Here is a 21323-nt window from a genome sequence, read left to right on the forward strand (position 1 = left end):
CCTCCAATCAGGATTTGGTCGAAGCCGGCGCCACTACGATGCGATATGTCAGCGGTCGTGACGAATAGCCAAGATATGTTCTGAAAAATGTTACGTTCGTCGTGCTACCAGCGTTTCCGGCAAACGACTTGGCCGCGACCTCGCAAGAGGCGTCGTCCTCGCTGCAGACCATGACCCGTGCCGCAATGGGTGGTGCACTTCTTTCATCGGGAGGATCGCTTAACGGCCGGGCTCCAGGAAGATAGTAAAATAAGCCTTGAACGGCCTGCTCGCTACCGGCAATCAACACAGCTGGCGAACTGGCGAGACGCATGATTTCCTCGGCGAGCTGACGATAATGCGCGTTATGAGCGGTGCGCCGCGGGTTGAGATGCTCACGCGCCACTAGCGGCGAAGCAACAACAGCCAGAAGCGATATCGCAAGCGCCGTCACGCAGCTGCGAGCGGCAGCGATGACCGTCACATTGAGCCGCGGCGAGCCGAACAATACCACGGGTAGCAGCGCCCAATTCGGAAACGTCCATATCGAAGTCAGACGATGAGACCACGCAAGATTGGCCACCGCCGGCAATATCAACGGGACGACGAGCAGAAGCAGAGCCTGACGACGCCCTGGATCGCTTGGCCAGATCGTGTCCCGCATCGTCGCTCGGTCCGGCCTTAGTATCGTAAAGAAGATAAGGGGTACGACGATATAGCCTGCGGTGCCGACGAGATAGTATGCGGAAGTCTTGAACGCTGTACCGAATGGAACTGAAACCAGCACGCTCCTCGCCATGAAATTTTCCGTGGCGTGATTATGTTCGGTGAGCAACCAATGGATGTGTGGCGCTATCACTCCCAATGCCGCGGCGGCCATTATGAATGGCGTGCCGGATCGCCAAAACCGCCTGACGTCCTCTCCGGCAATTGACGCGACGGCGATGCCCGCGATTAGATAGACCCCCCAATATTTTCCCAGGAACGTCAGGCCGGCGAATGCTCCCGCGAGAACCGCATCCGTCCACCTCACGTCGCGCCGCGCGCGGAGATAGAACAACACAGCCGCTGACCAGAACGGCATCATCACCGTGTTGGCATTGAATCGTGCCGCCAGGAACGTATAGAACGGGACGAGGATCAGCGCCGTGAGACCGACAAGCGCGCGCTCCTTGTTTAAATGATCCCGCATGACCGTCCAGGTAACGGCCAGCGTCACGACGATATTAACGGTCGCCAGAAGATACGCCACCCAATCAGCGCGTGGAAATATGGAAAACCACGCGCGGAAAATCCACGCCGTCATCGGCGGATGCTTGTAGCCGAACGCAAAGGTCTGCGCCCAGACCGACTCCTCGCTGAGATCGTAGTGAATGTCGACGGTCGCGTTCGCGACCGAGAAATACAGCATCCACAGCACGGCATAGACCGCCAGCGTGATGCGGAACAGCCGACCGCTGCTATTCCGCCGCACGAAATCGGCGACAGCCTGCACCAGGCGTCCATCCCAGATCGCGATAAGCCGGACACTCGTGACTGTCATCGCCAACCCTGACTCATTCGAGCACGGCGCGATGAGCCCCGGCAGTTGCAAGAAACGGCGTGATATAATGGTACGCGCTCTTTCGAGAGGAGGCCTACTATGCCGGCGATGAAACGCCAATCACTCGTCAGGTTCGATGCGCCGCTGTGCGAAACGATGATCGATACCCCGACGCCGCAGGGCCGCGAGGTTCTGGTACGGGTCGAGCGCTGTGGCCTCTGCCATTCCGACCTGCATCTCCAGGACGGCTACATGGACCTCGGCAACGGCAAACGGCTGGATACGACCCGCGGCATGACGCTGCCCTTCACCCTCGGCCACGAGATTGCGGGGGTTGTCGACGAAGTCGGACCGGAAGCTCCGAGAGACATCGTGGGACGGAAGAAAGCGGTGTTCCCCTGGATCGGCTGCGGCGAGTGCCGGGATTGCCTGGCCGGAGACGAAAATCTCTGCGCCAGGAACCGTTTTCTCGGCGTTTCGATCGACGGCGGCTTCGCCACCCATGTGCTGGTGCCGGACGCAAAATATCTGCTCGACTACGATCCGTTGCCGGTCAACTTGGCGGCGACGCTGATGTGCTCCGGCATCACCGCCTATGGCGCGCTGAAGCGCCTGGTCGACCGGCCGCGCCGGCGCAACCTGCTGCTGATCGGATTGGGCGGCGTCGGCATGATGGGGCTTGCCTTCGCGCAGGCCATGTTCAAGCAGAAGATATCCGTTGCAGATGTGAGTCCGGCAGCGCGAGCGACTGCGCTCGCGAACGGCGCAGCGGTCGCCTACGACCCGTCGGAAGCCGACATCGCCAGGCGCATCGTCAAGGAGCACGACGGAGGCTTCGACGCTGTCGTCGATTTCGCCGGCAACGAGAAATCGATGAGCTTCGCGGTCTCAACCGTCGCCCGCGGTGGAAAGATCGTTGTCTCTGGGCTGATGGGAGGCAATTTCAACCTGCCGATCGTGCAGTGGATCTACAAGCGCATGACCATCGAAGGCTTTATGGTCGGCACGCTCGCGGAGGCACAGGAGCTGATGGCGCTGGCGCGATCCGGCAAGATCAAGCCCACCCCGATGCGGGAAGAGCCGATGGAAGACGCTCAGAAATGGATGGAGCAGTTGCGGGCCGGCAAGGTGGTCGGCCGCGTCCTGTTCAAGAACTGACGAGGATTCCTCCGACGCATGCTGACCGGCGAGCACACCGGAAGACATGATACGCCACTCGCAAAACGAGTATTTCTCGCGCATAGCGGCCTCAATTAAGCCTCAGCCCTTCCGGATTTGTGGCGCAATGCGACCCCAGTCTTTCCCGACAATTTGGCGAAGACGTCACCGCGTTCATCTCGTCATTACTTGGGGATGCTTATGTCAAATCGTTCGGGGAAACTGCTCTCAGCCTTTTTTATCGCTTCGTTCGCGGGCAGCGTGCTCGCGGCCACCGTACACGGTCCGGCGCACGCGGACGATACCTGTCTTCCGGGTCCGAAAGCGACAACGCCGCGCGGAAGCCACTGGTACTATCGCATCGAGCACGGAACGAAACGCCACTGCTGGTACCTCGGCGCAGAGCGCGGCAAGATCGCACAGAAACCCGCCGCAAAACCTCGACCGTCTGCTCCCGCACCGGACAAGCTGGCCGAGACGCCTGCGGCACCGCCCCTGCAGGCCTCCGTCGCCAACGCCCGCGCGGAACTCGACGACGCGGCGCGCGATCAAGCCAACGCCAGCTCTCCGCCGGCCGACACGACTTACACAAACGCGCACGACCAGGCGAGCACCGACCCCTCGCCAGCCGATACCGCTCCGTCGGCCGAGGCACAGACCGCCGATACTTCGCCGTCATCCGTGACCGCGCGTTGGCCGGATCCGGCGGACACTGCGGCCGCGCCAATCCAGATGGCGGAGCAACATCCGGCACCGGTGGAAACGATGACCCCCAACTCGCAGGTGCAGGACAACCAGCCGCCGCCTGAGGCCGCAACTGCGCCAGCTCCGCAGTTGCTTGCCGAACGCAGCGAGCCCGGCCCCGCCGTCAGCATCGTCCGCGCGCCGGCATCCGAAGCGACATCGTATTCGATGCTATTCCTACTGGGCGGCCTGGCCGGCGCCTTGGGTTTCGCGGGACTTCTCGGATTTGCGGTCGTCAAGTTGGGAAGCCTGAGCAGCATCATGCGCTCTCTTCCCCAACCTGAGTCGATCCGGGATGCGCTGGATAACGGGCACCTTCCGCCATGGCAACGGCAAAATCCTGATGTCGCGCCAACACCGGCCCGCGATCCGCTCCGCCTGCGCCGGGAGATCGAGGCGCAATCGCGCGATATTATGGAAATCCTGTCGCGAGCGTCTCGCGGAACGGCGACATAGCGAGCGTTTTCGAGCGAGGCATGTTCTCGGGGCTTGACCCTGAGAATGGATGCCGGTTCGCGTAGAAAACGTATCATCAAAATTACAGAACCTCGCTTCTGATCCATCAGAAGCGAAAAGACTTTACGTCCCGAGTTGTTTTTGCAATTCGCGCACGAACGCCGTCAATCCGGTTCGGCGTTCGCGCTTGAGCCGCTCGGCCTTCAGGATCGAGTGCACCTCGGCAAAGGCTTCATCGACATTCTGGTTGATGACAATGTAGTCGTATTCCGCCCAATGGCTCAGTTCATGCGCGGCGCGGTCCATTCGTCCGCGAATGACATCGTCGGAATCCTGGGCGCGGGTGTGCAGACGTCTCTCCAGATCGGCAGCGGACGGCGGCAGAATGAAGACGCTGACGACATCGGCCCGCGCTTTCTCGCGCAATTGCTGGGTGCCCTGCCAGTCGATGTCGAACAACACGTCGCGACCCGATGACAGCGCCGCCTCCACCGGGACGCGCGGCGTACCGTAGCGATTGTCGAATACTCTGGCCCACTCCAGCAGTTCACCGCGCTGGACCATCTGCTCGAAAACCTTGTTGTCGACGAACCTGTAGTCGCGGCCGTCGACTTCGCTTGGCCGCATCGGTCGCGTGGTGGCGGAGACCGAAAGAGTCAGGCCCCGGACCCGCTCGATCAACAATCGCGACAGCGTGGTCTTGCCCGCACCCGAAGGCGACGACAGCACGAACATCAGGCCGCGCCGTTCAACTCCATCGAAGCTCTGACCGTGAGCAGCCATCGATCACTCCAAATTCTGGACCTGTTCGCGAAACTGCTCGACGACGTTTTTCATCGCAAGGCCGATGTTGGTCAATTCGAGATCGTTCGACTTCGAGCAGCAGGTGTTCACTTCCCTGTTGAATTCCTGCGCGAGAAAATCGAGCCGTCGTCCGATCGGGCCGCCTCCCCCGATCAATTCCCGCGTCTGCGCAATATGCGAGGCAATTCGGTCGAGTTCCTCGCGGATATCAGCCCTCGCAGCGATCAGGACCGCTTCCTGATTGAGCCGATCCTGATCGAAGCGATCCGACGTCTCGAGAAGCGCCGCAATCTGCTCGGCGAGCCGCGCCTTCACCGCTTCCGGCCGGCGGCCGGGCGCGGCCTCCGCCTTTCTCGCAAGACGTTCGATCTCATCCATCCGCTGCGAAAGGATCTGGCCCAGCGCAACGCCCTCACGCTCGCGCATGTCGATCAGACTACGCAACGCCTGCTCGAAAGCCTCGGCGACGGCGGCTTTCGCTGCCTGTTCCTCCGCATCGTCAGCTTCCGGTTCAACGACTTCGAGAACACCCTTGATCGACAGCAAGCCGTCGACACTGGGTGCGACGGCATCGATCCTGCCGGACAAATCGCCTGCGACCTTCAGGATGGATGCCAGCACGTCCTCGTTGATGCGAACGACGGAAGCGGCATTGCTGCGCTTCACGGTCAGATTGGCGTAGACGGTGCCGCGCGACAACGCCTGCGCCGACCGCCTGCGTACGGTTGGTTCGATGTCGTCCCAGCCTGGCGGCAGCCGTGTCCGAAAGTCGAAACCCTTGGCGTTCACCGATTTCAGCTCCCATTCGAACGCATAAGGCCCGCTGGCGCCGTGCCTTCGCGCAAAGCCGGTCATGCTCGACAACGCCATCGCGTAGTTCTCCGAACAGTTTGGATCTGAAATTCGCGGGAACGGACGTTCCCACGTTAGAGCGTTTTCGAGCGAAGTGGAATTCGGTTCGCGTGAAGAAAACGCGTTAAATCAAGAATCTAAAGCATGGTCCCGAAAAGTGGAAACCGGTTTTCGGATGTGATCATGCTCAATCAAGGAGGCTGCGGCTGGAGTCCGATTCAACCAGATCAGACCGGACTTAGATGGCTTTGCGGGTGAATGAAATCTGCCTCCCGAGTCAGACCCGACCTCCGCGCAGAGTACGACGCCTATCGTTGAATGGTATTCCGCGAAGGATCTGCCGCGCCCTGCCGGGCCGGCCGGGTCCGCTTGCGCGGCGCGGGCTTTGCGGCGGGCGTTTCTTCCGTCGGCTCAGCATCCGCCGCTGGCGGCGCCGCTGCCGCCGGCGGCGATTGAGACGCAGGCTGCTGGGGCGATTGCGGCGGATCGTCCGCCGGCTCGACCGTATCGTTCTGAATCTGCTTTTCCATGGTCCGAAGCCGGGCGACGTTCTTCTGGTGCTGCTCGTAGGTCTCGGTGAAGCTGTGTCCGCCGGTCCCATCCGCGACGAAGAACAAATCGCGAGTCCGCGCCGGATTTGCCGCAGCCTCAAGCGAGGCGCGGCCGGGGTTTGCGATCGGTCCGGGCGGCAGCCCGTCGATCACGTAGGTATTGTAAGGGGACGGCTGCGCGATCTCGCTGCGTCTGATCGGCCGACCCAGCGTCCCCTTGCCTCCCACCAGGCCATAGATGATCGTCGGATCGGACTGCAGCTTCATTTTCTGTTTCAGGCGATTTGCGAACACCGCCGCGACCCGGCTGCGCTCATCCGCCCTGCCCGTTTCCTTTTCGATGATCGATGCGAGCGTGACGAGCTGCTCCGGTGTCTTGACCGGGGCATCGGGAGCGCGGCGCTCCCAGATTTCCGCGAGCACGCGCTTTTGCGCCTGTTGCATGCGCTGGACCACCTGCTCGCGACTCGTTCCTCGCGGGAATTTATATGTCTCGGGCAGCAGCGTGCCCTCGCGCGGAATCTCGCGAATGGTCCCCGAGAAGATATCGTTTTCAGAAAGCCGCGCGACGATCTGTTCGGAGGTCAAGCCCTCCGGAATCGTCACGAGATGCTGCACCACCTTGCCTTCGACAATGGTGCCGATGACATCGCGCAGGCTGGCGTTCTTCTGGAACGCATATTCACCCGGCTTGAGACCGGCGCTCGCTTTCAGCGCGAACACGCTTCCGTAAAACGCCAGGCGATTGTCGTCGATCACGCCTTCACGCTGGAGAATCTCCGCGATGTCTTTCATGCCAGCCCGCGCCGGAATGTTGACGATCCTGTCTTCCTGCAGCGGTCCCGGCGCCTCGATCTTCTGCTTGCCGTAGATGTAGATTCCGCCAACGCCCAGCATCCCGATCAGCACGAGTGTGATAATCGCGTTGCCGGCTATCACCATCGGGCTGCGGGCGCGCGCGGAGCGCTTCGGCGGCGGCGGCACCTGTTCGGGTTCGAGTGCGGCACGCGGGCTGCGCGGAGAAATGGGCGGCCTCTCAGTCATCGATGTAACCTGATCCTGTCGGTTCAATCGCGGCCAGCGAATTCGTTGCCCCGGCCAACAGCATACGCCCGCAACATTTCCAAGAAAACCTGCCGCAACGGGATGCAAATGTCAGAAACGGACCACTAGGATTTAGCATCGAATGCGGCGAAACGGTGGATTCGTTCCCGTTACGCGTTAATCAACTACGCGCCGCACGATCACGGACGCGTTTGTGCCGCCGAATCCGAACGAGTTCGACAGAGCGGTATTGATTTCCCGTTGTCGCGCCTTGTGCGGGACGAGATCGATCGCGCTTTCCACCGAGGGATTATCGAGATTGATCGTCGGCGGTGCGATGTTATCGCGAATCGCAAGGATGCTGAAAATCGCTTCAACCGCACCGGCCGCACCGAGGAGATGACCGATCGACGATTTGGTCGACGACATCGAAATCCTTGACGCGGCATTGCCGAGCAGACGCTCCACTGCGCCCAGTTCGATTTCATCGCCGACCTGCGTCGACGTGCCATGGGCATTGATATAGTCGATATCCGACGCGGAGATCCCTGCGCGCTTCATCGCCGCGCTCATGCTGCGATATGCGCCGTCACCGTCCGGCGATGGCGAGGTGATGTGATAGGCGTCTCCCGACAGTCCGTAGCCGCTCACCTCGGCATGGATTCTGGCGCCGCGCCGCCGTGCATGTTCGTACTCCTCGAGCACAACGATACCGGCGCCCTCTCCCATCACGAATCCGTCGCGATCCTTGTCGTAGGGGCGCGAGGCTTTCCGGGGCGTGTCGTTGAAACCAGTGGACAGCGCGCGCGCCGCGCAGAAGCCCGCCATGCCGATGCGGCAGACCGGCGATTCCGCGCCGCCCGCCACCATGACATCGGCGTCGCCGAGCGCGATCAGGCGGCTGGCATCGCCGATCGCATGTGCGCCGGTCGAACAGGCCGTCACCACCGCGTGGTTCGGTCCCTTCAAACCATGTTCGATCGATACGTAACCCGAAGCAAGGTTGATCAGGCGTCCCGGGATGAAGAACGGCGACACCTTGCGCGCTCCCCGCTCCTTCATCAGGACCGCGGTGTCGGCGATTCCCGAGAGGCCGCCGATGCCCGAACCGATCAGGCTGCCGGTTGCGCAACGATCCTCCTCGGTCGCCGGATGCCAGTTCGCGTCGTCGAGCGCCTGCTTCGCGGCACTCATCGCGAAGATGATGAAGTCGTCGACCCTGCGCTGGTCCTTCGGCTCCATCCACTGGTCGGGATTGAAGGTTCCATCGGTCCCGTCGCCGCGCGGAACGACGCAGGCGATTCGGCACGGCAGGTCGGTCGTATCGAAGGTCTCGATCTGCTTCGCGCCGCTCTCACCGCCGAGGATTCGTTTCCAGGTCGGCTCGACGCCGCAGCCCAGCGGCGACACCATGCCCATACCCGTGACGACGACGCGCCTCATTGAAAAACTCCAGCCTCCTTGCCAGCCATAAGGAAAAGCCGGTGGACCGTTCGGCCACGGTCCGTCCGGCTTCATCAAGACCGCGCGAGAGCGTCAGCTTTTCGCGTTCTTCTCGAGGAACTTGGTGGCATCGCCAACGGTCAGAATCGTCTCTGCCGCGTCGTCGGGAATTTCGCAGCCAAACTCTTCCTCGAAGGCCATCACGAGTTCGACAGTATCGAGACTGTCGGCGCCGAGATCGTCGATGAAGCTGGCATTATCGACAACTTTCTCGGGCTCTACGCCAAGGTGCTCGACCACGATCTTCTTAACCCGCTCGCCAATCTCGCTCATTATTAAACCTCGCGTTGTTCAATTGGACCCGACTGCAAAACGAGTCATTGTGGAGCGTTAACTCGTCACGTTTCTGTCGCTATCGCAGTCGTGTAGAATTCGGTCTGTTCCGCCTTGAGCGGGTGCGGACCGGCAAACGACGGCGGCCTCCGCACCGCCAATATACAGGGTTTCAAATTCCTGCAATGGCGTTCTTCGCCCACCCGTTATTCGTCCGGTTATCACACATCGAAAGCTTTGACTACAAGCCCCGGCGGATGGGCCAAAAACCCCTCAAATCATTGCCATTCCGCCGTTGACATGAATGGTCTGTCCGGTCACGTACGCCGCTTCGTTCGAGCTCAGATAGACCGCCGCCGCGGCGATATCCTCCGGCGTCCCCAGCCTCGCCGCCGGGACTTTCGTCAATATCGCCTCGCGCTGCTTGTCGTTCAGCGCGTCGGTCATCGGCGTTGCGATAAATCCGGGTGCAATACAGTTTGCCGTCACCCCCCGCTTCGCATATTCCGCACCCAGCGTCTTGATCATGCCGATCAGCCCCGCCTTCGATGCGGTGTAATTCCCCTGGCCCGGATTGCCGGTTACGCCGACCACCGAGGTGATCGCGATGATGCGGCCGAAGCGCTTGCGCATCATCAGTTTGGTCGCGGCGCGGGCCAGACGGAACGTCGCGGTCAGATTGATCCGAATGACATCATCCCAGTCCTCGTCGCGCAACTGCACGAACAGGTTGTCCCGCGTGACGCCGGCGTTGGCGACGAGGATGTCGACCTGCCCCATGGCCTTCTCGGCATCGGGCACCAGCGCCTCGACCTCGGCCGTCTCGGACAGGTTGCAGGGCAGCACATGGACCCGCTCGCCAAGCGAGCCTGCCAGCGCTTCCAGCACCTCGCGCCGGGTGCCGGAAATTGCGACCGTTGCGCCCTGCGCATGCAGCGCCTTCGCGATGGCGCCTCCGATGCCACCGGTCGCGCCGGTCACGAGCGCGGTCCTGCCGCTCAAATCGAACATCGCGTCCTCCCTGTCTCGCTTATGCCGACCGCGCGGCGTCGAGCGCTTCCCTGGCCGGCGCGATATCGTTCGGTCCGCCGACGGCTACGCCGACAGCCCCATCCGCGATGCGCTTGACCAGCCCGCTCAGAACCTTGCCGGCTCCGATCTCGAAAAAGCGCGTTACTCCGTGTCCTGCCATATAGGCAACCGACTCGCGCCAGCGTACGGTCCCTGTGACCTGCTCGACAAGGCGACGGCGAATCTCATCCGGACTCGTAATAGGCGCAGCCAGCACGTTGGATACGACCGGCGCGGCCGGCGCGTTGATGGTTACGTCCGCCAACGCCTCCGCCATGACATCGGCTGCGGGCTGCATCAGCTTGCAGTGAAACGGCGCGGACACCGGCAGCAGCATCGCGCGCCTGGCGCCCCGGCTCTTGGCGATCTCGACCGCACGGTCGACCGCCGCCTTGTCGCCCGACACGACGACCTGGCCGCCCCCGTTATCGTTCGCGGCCTGGCAGACCTGACCCTGCGCGGCTTCGTCGGCGACCGCCACGGCGGCCTCGTAGTCGAGACCCAGCAGCGCGGCCATCGCGCCGACACCGACCGGAACCGCCTTCTGCATGGCAAGACCACGCGTCCGCAACAGTCGCGCCGTGTCGGCTATGCTCAGGCTTCCCGCAGCCGCCAGAGCCGAGTATTCCCCGAGCGAATGTCCGGCCACGAAGGCGGCATCGCGAGCCACCGAAAATCCCGCCTCGGCCTCGAGCACGCGGAGCGCAGCGATGGAGACCGCCATCAATGCCGGCTGGGCGTTCTCCGTCAGTTGCAGGGTTTCGGCGGGTCCGTCCCAAATGACAGTGGTCAGTTTCTCGCCGAGAGCGGCATCCACTTCGTCGAAAACGGCTTTTGCGACCGGAAAAGCCTCGGCGAGGGCCTTGCCCATGCCCACGGCCTGAGACCCCTGGCCGGGAAAGGTAAATGCCGCCGTCATTCGATTGCCCCCTTGAATCCGGGGCGAGAGACACCGCAAGCCGGATGATGTCAAGACAGGCGCGCGAATGCCGATTCGGACGAAACCGGTAAGCGAGGAACCGGACCGCTTCCCTTGCCTTTGGGCCGAAATCCGTATAAGTCCGCGCCATCCGTGGATCCCGGCCGGGAGCTGAACGGACGGTCCCAGCAATTTCACCTGCCCAATTTCACGTTGTCAGGCGATATTGATGCGGCAGGGCCTGTCGGCCCGTCGTCCCGTGCTTCCGCCTTCTGAGCTTATCCCGAGTCCTTTCCGAAGGTCTCGAAGGGCTTGCCGCCGGGGTTCGCGCCAACGTTTAGGAAAGGACATCCATGCCTCTCTATGAGCATGTTTTTCTCGCGCGTCAGGATGCGAGTTCCCAGCAGGTCGAGGAACTGACCAACCAGATCACCGGCGTGATCACCGGATTGGGCGGCAAGGTCACCAAGACCGAGAACTGGGGAGTTCGCTCGCTCACCTATCGCATGAAGAAGAATCGCAAAGCGCATTTCGTGCTGCTCAACATCGACGGCCCCGCCGCAGTGGTCAACGAGATCGAGCGCCAGGAACGCATCCACGAGGATGTCATCCGTTATCTGACCGTGCGCGTCGAGGAACACGAGGAAGGCCCCTCGGCGATGATGCGCAAGGCCGATCGCGACCGTGAGCGCGACGATCGCGGTGGATTCCGGGGTGACCGCGAAGGCGGCGGTTTCCGCGGCGACCGCGGTCCGCGCCGTCCGCGCGACGATGCCAGCGCAGTGGTTGAGGAGTAAGAATCATGGCTGATGCAGGTGCACGCCGTCCGTTTTTCCGCCGCCGCAAGACCTGCCCGTTCACGGGTTCGAATGCGCCGAAAATCGACTACAAGGATTCCAAGCTGCTGATGCGTTACGTCTCCGAGCGCGGCAAGATCGTGCCGAGCCGCATCACGGCGGTATCCGCCAAGAAGCAGCGCGAGCTCGCGCGTGCGGTCAAGCGCGCGCGCTTCCTCGGGCTGCTTCCTTACGTCATTCGCTAATCCGGCGAGCGGCGGCTTTTACGCCGCCGCCCGTCATCTTTCATAAGGTTTCCGGGTCATTTCCGGTCGCCGATGGTTGGGGTTCAAAAATGAACCTCTAACCGCTCGAAGGGAGCGGGACAGCTGATGATTATAAACCTCCTCATCGCAGCCGCAGCCGGCTGCGCTTCGGCGCTGATGTTCGCCTCGATCATTTCGGGAGCGCTCATCTCGCTGCTGCTGTTCTATCTTGCCCCGCTGCCGCTGATGGTCGCGGCGATGGGATGGGGACCGACCAGCGCGGCGATCGGCGGCGCTCTGGCCGGCGTCAGCCTGGGCGCCATGTTCGGCCCGCCCTATTCGGCTGCCTTCGTGCTGACAGTCGCGCTGCCGTCGTGGTGGCTGGGGCACCTGGTCCTGCTCGGCCGCCCGGTCGCGGCGGATGCGCCGCCGGACGGGACGGCCGCAGCGCCGGCGGGAGCGCCACCAATCGACTGGTATCCGCTCGGACGCATTCTGGTCTGGCTCGCGTGCTTCGCCGCCCTGACCACGACCGCCGCCCTGCTCACGCTCGGCACCGACGCATCGACGATTACAGAGACGCTGCGTCACGGGTTGCTGCGCATCGCCAACGTTCAAGACACCGGATCAGGCGATCGGGCTTCCGAAGTCGTCGACGCGTTTGTGGCGATCGCGCCTGCCGCCGCAGCCACGATTGCGATGACGACGCTGACGCTCAATGTGTGGCTCGCGGCCAAGGTCACCGCCACCTCCGGCCGGCTGCGACGCCCCTGGCCTGACATGAAGACAATAACGCTTCCGCCGATGGTGCTGGTTGCGATGACGGTGGCGCTGGCGCTGTGCTTCGTCGGCGGACTGCCGGCGATCCTGGCCCAGATCGTCACCGCGTGCCTGATGATGGCGTATGCGCTTATGGGTTTCGCCGTGCTGCACACGATCACCCTCGCGCAACGCGCTCGCGGACTGTGGCTGACCTGTGTTTACGCGGTCGTGCTGGCGTTTATCTGGCCGGTGATCGCCATCGTGGGTATCGGCATCGCCGATGCGATTTTCGGTTTTCGCCAACGCTACATGCAGCGGCACATGCCTCCGCCGCTCGTACCTCGATCGTGAATTCAACACAAACGCGCTTACTCCGAACAAGGGGATCGAACATGGAAATCATTTTGCTGGAACGCGTGGCCAAGCTCGGCCAGATGGGCGATGTCGTGAAGGTGAAGGATGGTTTCGCCCGCAACTTCCTTCTCAAACGCGGCAAGGCCCTGCGTGCGACCGCCGACAACCGCGCCAAATACGACGGCATGAAAGCCGAGCTGGAAGCCAACAATATCAAGGCCAAGGGCGAAGCCGCGAAAGTCGCCGAGAAGATCGACGGCCGCGACATCGTCATCATCCGCCAGGCCTCGGAGACCGGTCAGCTGTTTGGTTCGGTCACGGTACGCGACATCGTGGCCGCGCTGGCCGCGGATGGCATCACCGTCAACCGACCCCAGGTCTGGCTTGATGCGCCGATCAAGGCGATCGGGCAGCAGAAGCTGACGGTCGCGGTCCATCCCGAAGTTGAAGCTTATATCACGGTGACCGTCGCCCGCAGCGCCGACGAGGCCGAGCGCATCAAGCGTGGCGAGGACATCAGCACCCGGCAGGAGGATCGCGACGCCGCCGCGGAAGCGATCGCCGCTGCCGGCGAATTCTTCGATCCGGAAGCGCAGCATGACGACGTCGCCGAAACCGAAGAAGAGCCGAGCGCCGAGGAAAAATAAATCAGGCGCGGGTTTGGTGTAGGCGGAATCAGCAACCGTCATGCCGGACAGCACCGGTTCACAAAGCAAAACGGCCGGCACGCACAGTGCCGGCCGTTTGATTGTTAGCGGTTATCGCCTTTTCTAGCGAAGCACGTCCTTGGGCTTGACCCGAGCAGAAATACTGTTCGCCTGACGATAACCGTCAAACCAAAATCATGGAGCCTCACTTCTGAGTCTATCAGAAACGAGGCTCCAACCTTCAGACCTTGAGCGGCTCCTTCGAGATACCGTCGCCGGGCTTGGGCTTGCGCTTGCGGGCGCCGCCCGGAAGGTTCTCGGGCCTGGGCGTGACCGGCTCCTCGACAAACTCGAAACCGATCTTCTCGAGATCCACGCCCGCGACTGCTTCGTCCTTGACCACAACGACGCGGACATGGCCGCCGCCCTTGAGCTTGCCGAACAGCACTTCGTCCGCCAGCGGCTTCTTGATGTGCTCCTGGATCACCCGCGCCATTGGCCGGGCGCCCATCTGCTCGTCATACCCATGCTCGATCAGCCAGGCCTTGGCGGAGTCGGAGAGCTCGATCGTCACGAAGCGATCAGCCAGTTGGGCTTCGAGCTGAAGCACGAACTTCTCAACCACCATGCCGATCACCTCGGTGCTGAGATGGCCGAACGAGACGGTGGCATCGAGCCGGTTGCGGAACTCAGGCGAGAACTGCCGGTTGATGGCTTCGCGATCGTCCCCTTCCCGCTTATTGCGCGTGAAGCCGAACGCGGCCTTGGCCATGTCAGAGGCGCCTGCGTTGGTGGTCATGATCAGGATCACGTTACGGAAGTTGACCTGCTTGCCGTGGTGATCGGTGAGCCGGCCGTGGTCCATGATCTGCAACAGCACATTGTAGACATCCGGGTGTGCCTTCTCGATTTCGTCGAGCAGCACCACGGAATGCGGATGCTGATCGACGCCATCGGTCAGCAGGCCGCCCTGATCGAAACCGACATAGCCGGGAGGCGCGCCGATCAACCGCGAAACGGTGTGCCGCTCCATGTATTCGGACATGTCGAAGCGTAGCAGCTCGACGCCAAGCGCCTCCGCAAGCTGTTTTGCGACCTCGGTCTTGCCGACGCCGGTCGGGCCGGAGAACAGGTAGGAGCCGATCGGCTTCTCCGGTTCGCGCAGTCCGGCGCGCGCCAGCTTGATCGACGCCGTCAAGGCTTCGATCGCGCGATCCTGACCGAACACGACGCGTTTGAGCGTCTGCTCGAGATGCTTGAGAACCTCGGCATCGTCCTTCGACAGGCTCTTGGGCGGAATCCGGGCCATGGCCGCGATCGTGGTCTCGATTTCCTTGATCCCGATCGTCTTCTTGCGCTTGTTCTCGGAAACCAGCATCTGCGCCGCGCCGGACTCGTCGATCACGTCGATCGCCTTGTCGGGCAGCTTGCGGTCGTGAATGTAGCGCGACGACAGCTGCACCGCCGCCTCGATGGCATCGTTGGTGTACTTCAGCTTGTGATAATCCTCGAAGTACGGCTTCAGTCCCTTCAGGATGGCGATCGCATCCTCGACCGACGGTTCGTTGACGTCGATCTTCTGGAACCGGCGCACCAGCGCGCGGTCCTTCTCGAAGTGCTGCCGGTATTCCTTGTAGGTGGTCGAACCCATGCAGCGGATCGTTCCCGACGCCAGCGCCGGCTTGAGCAGGTTGGACGCGTCCATCGCGCCGCCGGAGGTCGCACCGGCGCCGATCACGGTGTGGATCTCATCGATGAACAGAACCGCACTCGGATGCGCTTCGAGTTCTTTGAGTACCTGCTTCAACCGTTCTTCGAAGTCGCCGCGATAGCGGGTGCCGGCCAGCAGCGTTCCCATGTCGAGCGAGAAGACGGTCGAGGCCGCCAGCACCTCGGGAACCTCGCTATCAACGATGCGCTTCGCCAGGCCTTCCGCGATCGCGGTCTTGCCGACGCCGGCGTCGCCGACAAAGAGCGGGTTGTTCTTCTGGCGGCGGCACAGCACCTGGATCGCTCTGTTGATCTCGGCGTTCCGCCCGATCACCGGATCGATCTTGCCGTCGCGCGCTTTCTTGTTGAGGTTGACGCAGTAGGTTTCGAGCGCATCGCCCTTCTTCTTGGCGTCGTCGCCGCTCTTGGTTTCGGTCTCTTCATCGACGCCGCGCACCGGACGCGCCTCGGACACGCCGGGACGTTTGGCAATGCCATGGCTGATGTAGTTCACCGCGTCATAGCGCGTCATATCCTGCTCCTGCAGGAAATAAGCGGCGTGGCTTTCGCGCTCCGCGAAGATCGCGATCAGCACGTTGGCGCCTGTCACCTCCTCGCGGCCGGACGACTGCACATGGATCACCGCACGCTGGATGACGCGCTGGAAGCCGGCTGTCGGCTTGGCATCGTCGGAGGCGTCCGCCACCAGATTCTCGAATTCGGTTTCGAGATAGTTCACCAGGCTGCCGCGCAGCTTGTCGAGATCGACGCTGCAAGCCCGCATCACCGCTGCGGCATCTGAATCGTCCACCAGCGACAATAAAAGGTGCTCGAGCGTGGCATACTGGTGATGCCGCTCATTTGCGATTGCGAGCGCCCGATGCAGGGATTGTTCCAGGCTTTGAGAAAAAGTTGGCATTCCGCGTCCTCTAGGGTCTCTTGGCCATCATGATCGCCATCGCCCTGTCAGGCAACAACAACCTTCGACAATGATATAGTAATACACTACCCGAGGGGAAGTGCCGGTCCAGCGCAGAAATCGTATCGAGGTTGTTCCGAGTTTCGCAAGTCGCCCGAATGAACGACGCGCGGATCGCGAACCCCACGCGGGCTCGCCTCCACCAAAATTCCGCCGAGTGCGCGAGGATTCGTTTCGATTTCGCGGAACGGGAGCGGCTATTTTTTTTCCATCACGCATTGCAGCGGATGCTGGTGCTTGCGCGCAAAATCCATCACCTGCGTCACTTTGGTCTCGGCAATCTCATAAGTGAACACGCCGCATTCGCCTATGCCGTGATGGTGGACGTGCAGCATGATCTGGGTGGCGGCCTCGACATCCTTCTGAAAGAACTTCTCAAGGACATGAACGACGAATTCCATTGGGGTGTAATCGTCGTTCAATATCAGCACGCGGTAGAGATTGGGACGTTTGGTCTTCGGTTTGACCTTGGTGATGACCGCACCGGCCGGATCATCCCGACCATCGGCACGACCTTCGTCGTCACTCATCCGCGTTGCAGAAGAAAAACGGACATCCGCCACACGCAGCATGGACGTTCCAGATGTCTGAATGGCTGGCAGCTTCAACATGGCTCAAGCGTTCGATATCTCCGCGGGATCAACAACGGCCAGCGGACAAAGCCTCCCGGCGGCCGTCAATCCAGGCAAGTTTCACGGCCGCTGGCGTCCGGATCGCCATCGGCTGGGTGTTCGAATGCATTAAGTATGGGTCGGTATTCGGCTCACCGCAAGATCACAATCGAGGCCGAAATAGCCCTCCGGCGCGAAGCCAGGATTAACGAGTTCCTGCCGACCTCGGAAAATCATCGATATGACGCTTTAACCTCCATTCACGACGATGGCGATCTTCCGGCCCGTCCTCGCAATTTGTGCGGCTATTTACCTGCTTTCTCAGGACAACTTTACCACCCATTTAGCCCTGCGGCTCGAAATGCGGCTGAAACCAACGGATCGGTGACAGCCATGTCTGGGACCTCAATTCGCAAACAGATTCGCAGTTCGGCTACCTGCTTTGGTCGAGACCTGCGAGGTAATATAGCACCAATTTTTGCAATCGCCCTCCTGCCGATACTCGGCTTCGTCGGGGCCGCCGTCGACTACACCCGGGCCAATGCGGCGCGCTCCTCAATGCAGGCCGCGATGGATTCGGCGGTACTGATGGTCTCAAAGGACGCCGCGGCCAGCCCGACCATGACGTCTCAGCAGATCACGGACGCCCTGCAGAAATATTTTTCAGCGCTTTATCATGACGGCAATGCATTTGGTGTCACGGTGAGTGCCGTCTACACACCGAGCACCTCAACGGCGGCGGCAACGATTCTCGCTTCCGGGCATGGCGCTATCAAAACCGACTTCATGAAGGTCGCGGGTTTTCCGCAGCTCACTTTCGGAACCAGTTCCACATCGACCTGGGGCAATTCGCGGATGCGCGTCGCGATGGTGTTGGACAACACCGGATCGATGTCGTCCAATGGCAAGATGTCCGCGCTTCAGACCGCTGCGAAGGACATGATCGATTCTCTATCCGCGTTCGCCAAAACCACCGGCGACGTCTATATTTCGATCGTTCCGTTCGCAAAGGACGTCAACGTTGGAACATCCAACATCAATGCAGCATGGATCAACTGGTCCGAATGGCTTGGCGAACCTCCGATTCTCGACACCACGAAAACGGGTTCCAAGCCGAGCAACTGGAACACCACCATTGCCAACTCAAACTGCCCGTTTACGAACAGCAATCAGGGCTTCACGTGCATGGATCGACCTGCGACTTTGAGCGGGGCGAAGAGCACAAGCACGATTCCATCGAGCGGAACCTACGCCGGCTACATCTGTCCCAGCGTCGATAGCGGCAAGAAAATTCCCGGCAAGACAGGCGTTTTCTACAACGGCTGCTACACGACGGTGACGACGCCGGGTCAAACCATCGCCACAGGCTCGGGCGCAAGTTGCGGATCGACCAGCAACTGCTCGTGCTCGGGGTGGGGCAGCAACAAGGTTTGCAGCACGCCGACCACCTACTCGCACCTTTGGCGTGGCGATGGTACCGCGGCAACGGCGGCGGCCGCCCCGCAGCCCTCGGCCGCGCAATCCGCCGGCGGCTGGACAGGTTGCGTCAACGACCGCGACCAGGACTACGACATTTCAAATGTCGCGCCCTCCACCGTCGTGGGTGTTGATACAGCGCCCTCCACGAAGTTCTATGCCGAGCAGTGGACCGACTGTCTTCCGGCCACGATCACGCCCATGAGTTCTCAGTGGAGCGACCTGAAAGACCAGATCGATGCGATGACCCCCAGCGGAAACACCAACCAGAGCATCGGCCTTGCCTGGGGCTGGCAGTCCCTCAGCACGACGAACGGCCCGATCGCCGCTCCCATCAAGGACACGACGCACATCTATCAGGACTACATCGTCCTCTTGTCCGATGGTCTGAACACGCAGAACCGCTGGTACACGAGCGCGTCGAGCATCGATACGCGGCAAGCCTCGTTATGCCAGAAGGTCAAGGATGCCGGCGTGACCGTGTTCACGATCCAGGTCAATATCGGCAGCAAGGATCCCACGTCGACAGTGCTGCAGAACTGCGCCAGCAATGGCAATTTTCAAATGATCACGTCGTCTACCCAGACAGCTGACGCGTTCCAGAACATTCTCACGCAAATCTCGCAGCTTCGCATCGCGAAGTAGCCTGCGCGACGATCAAAAAAAGCCCGGCCACACTGGCCGGGCTTTTTCATTTGGGGATAATCCTGCGATATCAGCGAGCGGCCGGGACGAACTTCGCGGCAAAATCCTCGAACGGCTTGAAGGTCTGCTTGGCGAGATCAGCGTAAAGCTCGCCGATCTTCTGCGACTCCGCAACGAACGTCTCGTAGGTCTTCTTGGCGTATTCGGTCTGCGCCTCCACGACCTTGTCCAGCGATCTCACGCCGGCGAGTTTCTCGGTGAATGCGTTGCCGTCTTCCAATGACTTCCGCGTGTAGTCGCTGAACGCCAGGGCGATCGCCTGAACGCCTTTCTGGAAGCTGCCCGCCGCTGCGACTGCGGCGTCGAGTTGCTCTTTTCCGTGCTGCTGAACTTCGTCGATCTTCATCATGATGGATTCCTCACCGGGGTTGGTAATACGAGCCGGGGACATCCGGCCTCTCGACATCAGATATAATGCACTGCACAATAAAAGCAACTGTTTTTGTGCGACGCACAATCGGCGATTCGACGCAAATCAGACAGATGCCATCAAGGGTTGCTTAACCTTTTGGAAACTCCGCCCCCCTAGGCTGAATTCCGGTATCCTGGGCGTTCCGGTGGAAGATCAAAAAAACACCGTTGAACCAGGCTCTTAGCCAGAACGGCAAACCTGATCTGCCACCTCGCCTTGAGACCGGGTTCGCGCTGCACGCTCAGATCAGAGTGTCGGGCACAATTTTGCCTCACGAACCGGTGACTAAAGTCGAAAAATGGGGACGGGGACGTTCATGCTTCGCACAACCTTGGCTTCCGCCCGCGTCATGCGAGCTGGCGCATTCGGACTGGCAGCGATCGCCGCCGTTGTTTTTACGACCGACCACGCCGACGCACGCCGCGCCCGTCATCACCATCGCCATCACGCTCACCACGAGGCGCGGCAAAGCTACAATCCGCGTTTTGCCTCGATCGTCGTCGACGCCAATTCGGGCGAGACGCTTTCATCCACAAATCCCGACAGTCTTCGTCATCCGGCATCGCTGACCAAGATGATGACGCTCTATCTGCTGTTCGAGCGCCTGGATTCGGGGAAGATGACTCTCGACACCGAAATGCCGGTCTCGGCGCACGCCGCGGCACAGGATCCGACGAAGCTCGGTTTGCGGCCGGGTCAGACCATCCGCGCCGAGGACGCCATCAAGGGGCTGGTGACGAAATCCGCCAACGACGCAGCAGTTGTAATCGCCGAAGCGATCGGCGGCGACGAAGGCGACTTCGCCAGGATGATGACGCGGAAGGCGCGCGCGCTCGGCATGACCCGAACGGTCTATCGCAACGCGTCAGGTCTTCCCGACGACGACCAGGTCACCACTGCACGGGACCAGGCAACACTTGGCCGTGCATTACAGGACCGCTTTCCGCGCTATTATCGCTACTTCGCGACAAGGTCGTTCACGTTCCGCGGCCGCACCATTCGCGGTCACAATCATCTGCTCGGCAGCGTCGATGGCGTCGACGGCATCAAGACGGGATATATCCGTGCGTCCGGCTTCAATCTCGTCACCAATCTGAAGCGCGGCAATCGCCATCTGGTGGGCGTCGTCCTCGGAGGCCGCAGCAGCGGTTCGCGCGATGCGACCATGCGCAGCCTGCTGGCCGAAAATCTCGACAAGGCCGCGACGCACCGGACAGTCGCCGCCATTACCGAGAGCAACACAGCCGACGCCAATGCGAGGGTAGCCGAGGATCAGGCGCGCTCACGGCCCACGGAAATGACGCAGGTCGACGGCGCGATCCAGACTGCGTCGGCTCCGCCCGAACCCGTCGCGCTGCCGCCTGAACGTCCCACCCGTCTGGCCCGCTCACTGATAGCAGCCTCGACCGCCGCTCTGCCTGCGAAGCGGACCAGGTCCGAGCCCGCTCCGTTGACCAGCGGAGTCATCGCGACCCAACCGATCGACGCCGTTCCCGGCTCGACCGAACCGATGAAACCGGTGCGGGTGAAGACGGTACAGGTCAGGGCCGGATCGGTCAGGTTGGCCTCGGCCGAGCCGACGGCAGCGGTGCCGCCGGTCGACGGCGCCACCGGAACCGCTCGCGACATAGCGCCGGAAACATCGGGTTCTGTCGGAACGCGAGCCAGCATGCCGCCGCAGCCCGCCAACTTCGGCACCGGACAAGGCATCCTGGGCGTGCTGCCGGC

At 61.6% G+C, this 21323-nt stretch carries 19 protein-coding genes; 8 read left to right on the forward strand and 11 right to left on the reverse strand.

Features of this window, described 5'->3' with window-relative positions; genetic code table 11:
• Nucleotides 1-7: 7 nt before the first annotated feature.
• Entirely contained in the window at nucleotides 8-1522 is a 1515-nt protein-coding gene (locus BGN91_RS12925; RefSeq protein ID WP_292613753.1) for a glycosyltransferase family 39 protein, read from the reverse strand.
• 99 nt (nucleotides 1523-1621) lie between these two features.
• On the opposite strand from BGN91_RS12925, the gene BGN91_RS12930 reads away from it, so the two are divergent.
• Both BGN91_RS12930 and BGN91_RS12935 read left to right on the forward strand, forming a co-directional pair.
• Nucleotides 1622-2680, forward strand: a complete 1059-nt coding sequence (locus BGN91_RS12930) for an alcohol dehydrogenase (protein WP_292613754.1) — start codon at nucleotides 1622-1624, stop codon at nucleotides 2678-2680.
• 201 nt (nucleotides 2681-2881) lie between these two features.
• Nucleotides 2882-3880, forward strand: a complete 999-nt coding sequence (locus BGN91_RS12935; protein WP_292613756.1) for a hypothetical protein — start codon at nucleotides 2882-2884, stop codon at nucleotides 3878-3880.
• 123 nt (nucleotides 3881-4003) lie between these two features.
• Here the strand turns inward: BGN91_RS12935 and gmk are convergent, their stop codons facing one another.
• From gmk to fabD, 7 genes are all read right to left on the reverse strand, one after another.
• The gene (gene gmk / locus BGN91_RS12940; protein WP_292613758.1) at nucleotides 4004-4663 is read right to left on the reverse strand and encodes a guanylate kinase; all 660 of its coding nucleotides are present in this window, start codon (nucleotides 4661-4663) and stop codon (nucleotides 4004-4006) included.
• A gap of 3 nt (nucleotides 4664-4666) precedes the next feature.
• Nucleotides 4667-5554: a YicC/YloC family endoribonuclease gene (locus BGN91_RS12945; RefSeq protein WP_292613760.1), complete on the reverse strand. Its 888-nt coding sequence runs from the start codon at nucleotides 5552-5554 to the stop codon at nucleotides 4667-4669.
• Nucleotides 5555-5844: 290 nt separating this feature from the next.
• Nucleotides 5845-7131, reverse strand: coding sequence for an endolytic transglycosylase MltG (gene mltG / locus BGN91_RS12950; RefSeq protein WP_292613761.1), 1287 nt, complete (start codon nucleotides 7129-7131; stop codon nucleotides 5845-5847).
• A 177-nt stretch (nucleotides 7132-7308) separates the two neighbouring features.
• A complete protein-coding gene (fabF, locus tag BGN91_RS12955; RefSeq protein ID WP_292613762.1) occupies nucleotides 7309-8574 on the reverse strand; it encodes a beta-ketoacyl-ACP synthase II in 1266 nt (421 codons plus the stop codon).
• A 93-nt stretch (nucleotides 8575-8667) separates the two neighbouring features.
• Entirely contained in the window at nucleotides 8668-8907 is a 240-nt protein-coding gene (locus BGN91_RS12960; protein WP_006610957.1) for an acyl carrier protein, read from the reverse strand.
• Nucleotides 8908-9180: 273 nt separating this feature from the next.
• On the reverse strand, nucleotides 9181-9918 hold the full coding sequence (gene fabG / locus BGN91_RS12965; RefSeq protein ID WP_292613764.1) for a 3-oxoacyl-[acyl-carrier-protein] reductase: 738 nt from the start codon (nucleotides 9916-9918) through the stop codon (nucleotides 9181-9183).
• A gap of 19 nt (nucleotides 9919-9937) precedes the next feature.
• The gene (fabD, locus tag BGN91_RS12970) at nucleotides 9938-10897 is read right to left on the reverse strand and encodes an ACP S-malonyltransferase (RefSeq protein WP_292613766.1); all 960 of its coding nucleotides are present in this window, start codon (nucleotides 10895-10897) and stop codon (nucleotides 9938-9940) included.
• Between the two features lie 353 nt (nucleotides 10898-11250).
• Here fabD and rpsF point away from each other — a divergent pair, with 353 nt between their 5' ends.
• The 4 genes from rpsF to rplI all read left to right on the forward strand — a co-directional run bounded on the left by rpsF (nucleotide 11251) and on the right by rplI (nucleotide 13702).
• The gene (gene rpsF / locus BGN91_RS12975) at nucleotides 11251-11694 is read left to right on the forward strand and encodes a 30S ribosomal protein S6 (RefSeq protein WP_292613768.1); all 444 of its coding nucleotides are present in this window, start codon (nucleotides 11251-11253) and stop codon (nucleotides 11692-11694) included.
• 5 nt (nucleotides 11695-11699) lie between these two features.
• Nucleotides 11700-11939 carry a 30S ribosomal protein S18 gene (gene rpsR / locus BGN91_RS12980; protein ID WP_009799569.1) on the forward strand — a complete coding sequence of 80 codons (240 nt, stop codon included), beginning with the start codon at nucleotides 11700-11702 and terminating at the stop codon, nucleotides 11937-11939.
• 126 nt (nucleotides 11940-12065) lie between these two features.
• On the forward strand, nucleotides 12066-13052 hold the full coding sequence (locus tag BGN91_RS12985) for a DUF2232 domain-containing protein (RefSeq protein WP_292613775.1): 987 nt from the start codon (nucleotides 12066-12068) through the stop codon (nucleotides 13050-13052).
• 41 nt (nucleotides 13053-13093) lie between these two features.
• Complete coding sequence (rplI, locus tag BGN91_RS12990; RefSeq protein WP_292613777.1) at nucleotides 13094-13702, forward strand: 50S ribosomal protein L9; 609 nt, start codon at nucleotides 13094-13096, stop codon at nucleotides 13700-13702.
• 241 nt (nucleotides 13703-13943) lie between these two features.
• Here the strand turns inward: rplI and clpA are convergent, their stop codons facing one another.
• Together clpA and clpS are read right to left on the reverse strand one after the other, a co-directional pair.
• Nucleotides 13944-16331 (reverse strand): ATP-dependent Clp protease ATP-binding subunit ClpA, encoded by a 2388-nt coding sequence (gene clpA, locus BGN91_RS12995; RefSeq protein WP_292613779.1) that lies wholly within the window; start codon nucleotides 16329-16331, stop codon nucleotides 13944-13946.
• A gap of 257 nt (nucleotides 16332-16588) precedes the next feature.
• On the reverse strand, nucleotides 16589-16921 hold the full coding sequence (gene clpS / locus BGN91_RS13000; protein ID WP_292613787.1) for an ATP-dependent Clp protease adapter ClpS: 333 nt from the start codon (nucleotides 16919-16921) through the stop codon (nucleotides 16589-16591).
• A gap of 474 nt (nucleotides 16922-17395) precedes the next feature.
• On the opposite strand from clpS, the gene BGN91_RS13005 reads away from it, so the two are divergent.
• Nucleotides 17396-19123: a pilus assembly protein gene (locus BGN91_RS13005; protein ID WP_292613781.1), complete on the forward strand. Its 1728-nt coding sequence runs from the start codon at nucleotides 17396-17398 to the stop codon at nucleotides 19121-19123.
• Nucleotides 19124-19193: 70 nt separating this feature from the next.
• Here BGN91_RS13005 and BGN91_RS13010 read toward each other — a convergent pair whose 3' ends face one another.
• Nucleotides 19194-19532: a phasin family protein gene (locus tag BGN91_RS13010; RefSeq protein WP_292613783.1), complete on the reverse strand. Its 339-nt coding sequence runs from the start codon at nucleotides 19530-19532 to the stop codon at nucleotides 19194-19196.
• A gap of 379 nt (nucleotides 19533-19911) precedes the next feature.
• Between BGN91_RS13010 and BGN91_RS13015 the strand changes: the two genes are divergently transcribed.
• Nucleotides 19912-21323: serine hydrolase (locus tag BGN91_RS13015; protein WP_292613788.1), on the forward strand; the 1412-nt coding region annotated here is incomplete at its 3' end.

The sequence above is a fragment of the Nitrobacter sp. 62-13 genome (assembly GCF_001896955.1).
Lineage (GTDB): Bacteria > Pseudomonadota > Alphaproteobacteria > Rhizobiales > Xanthobacteraceae > Nitrobacter.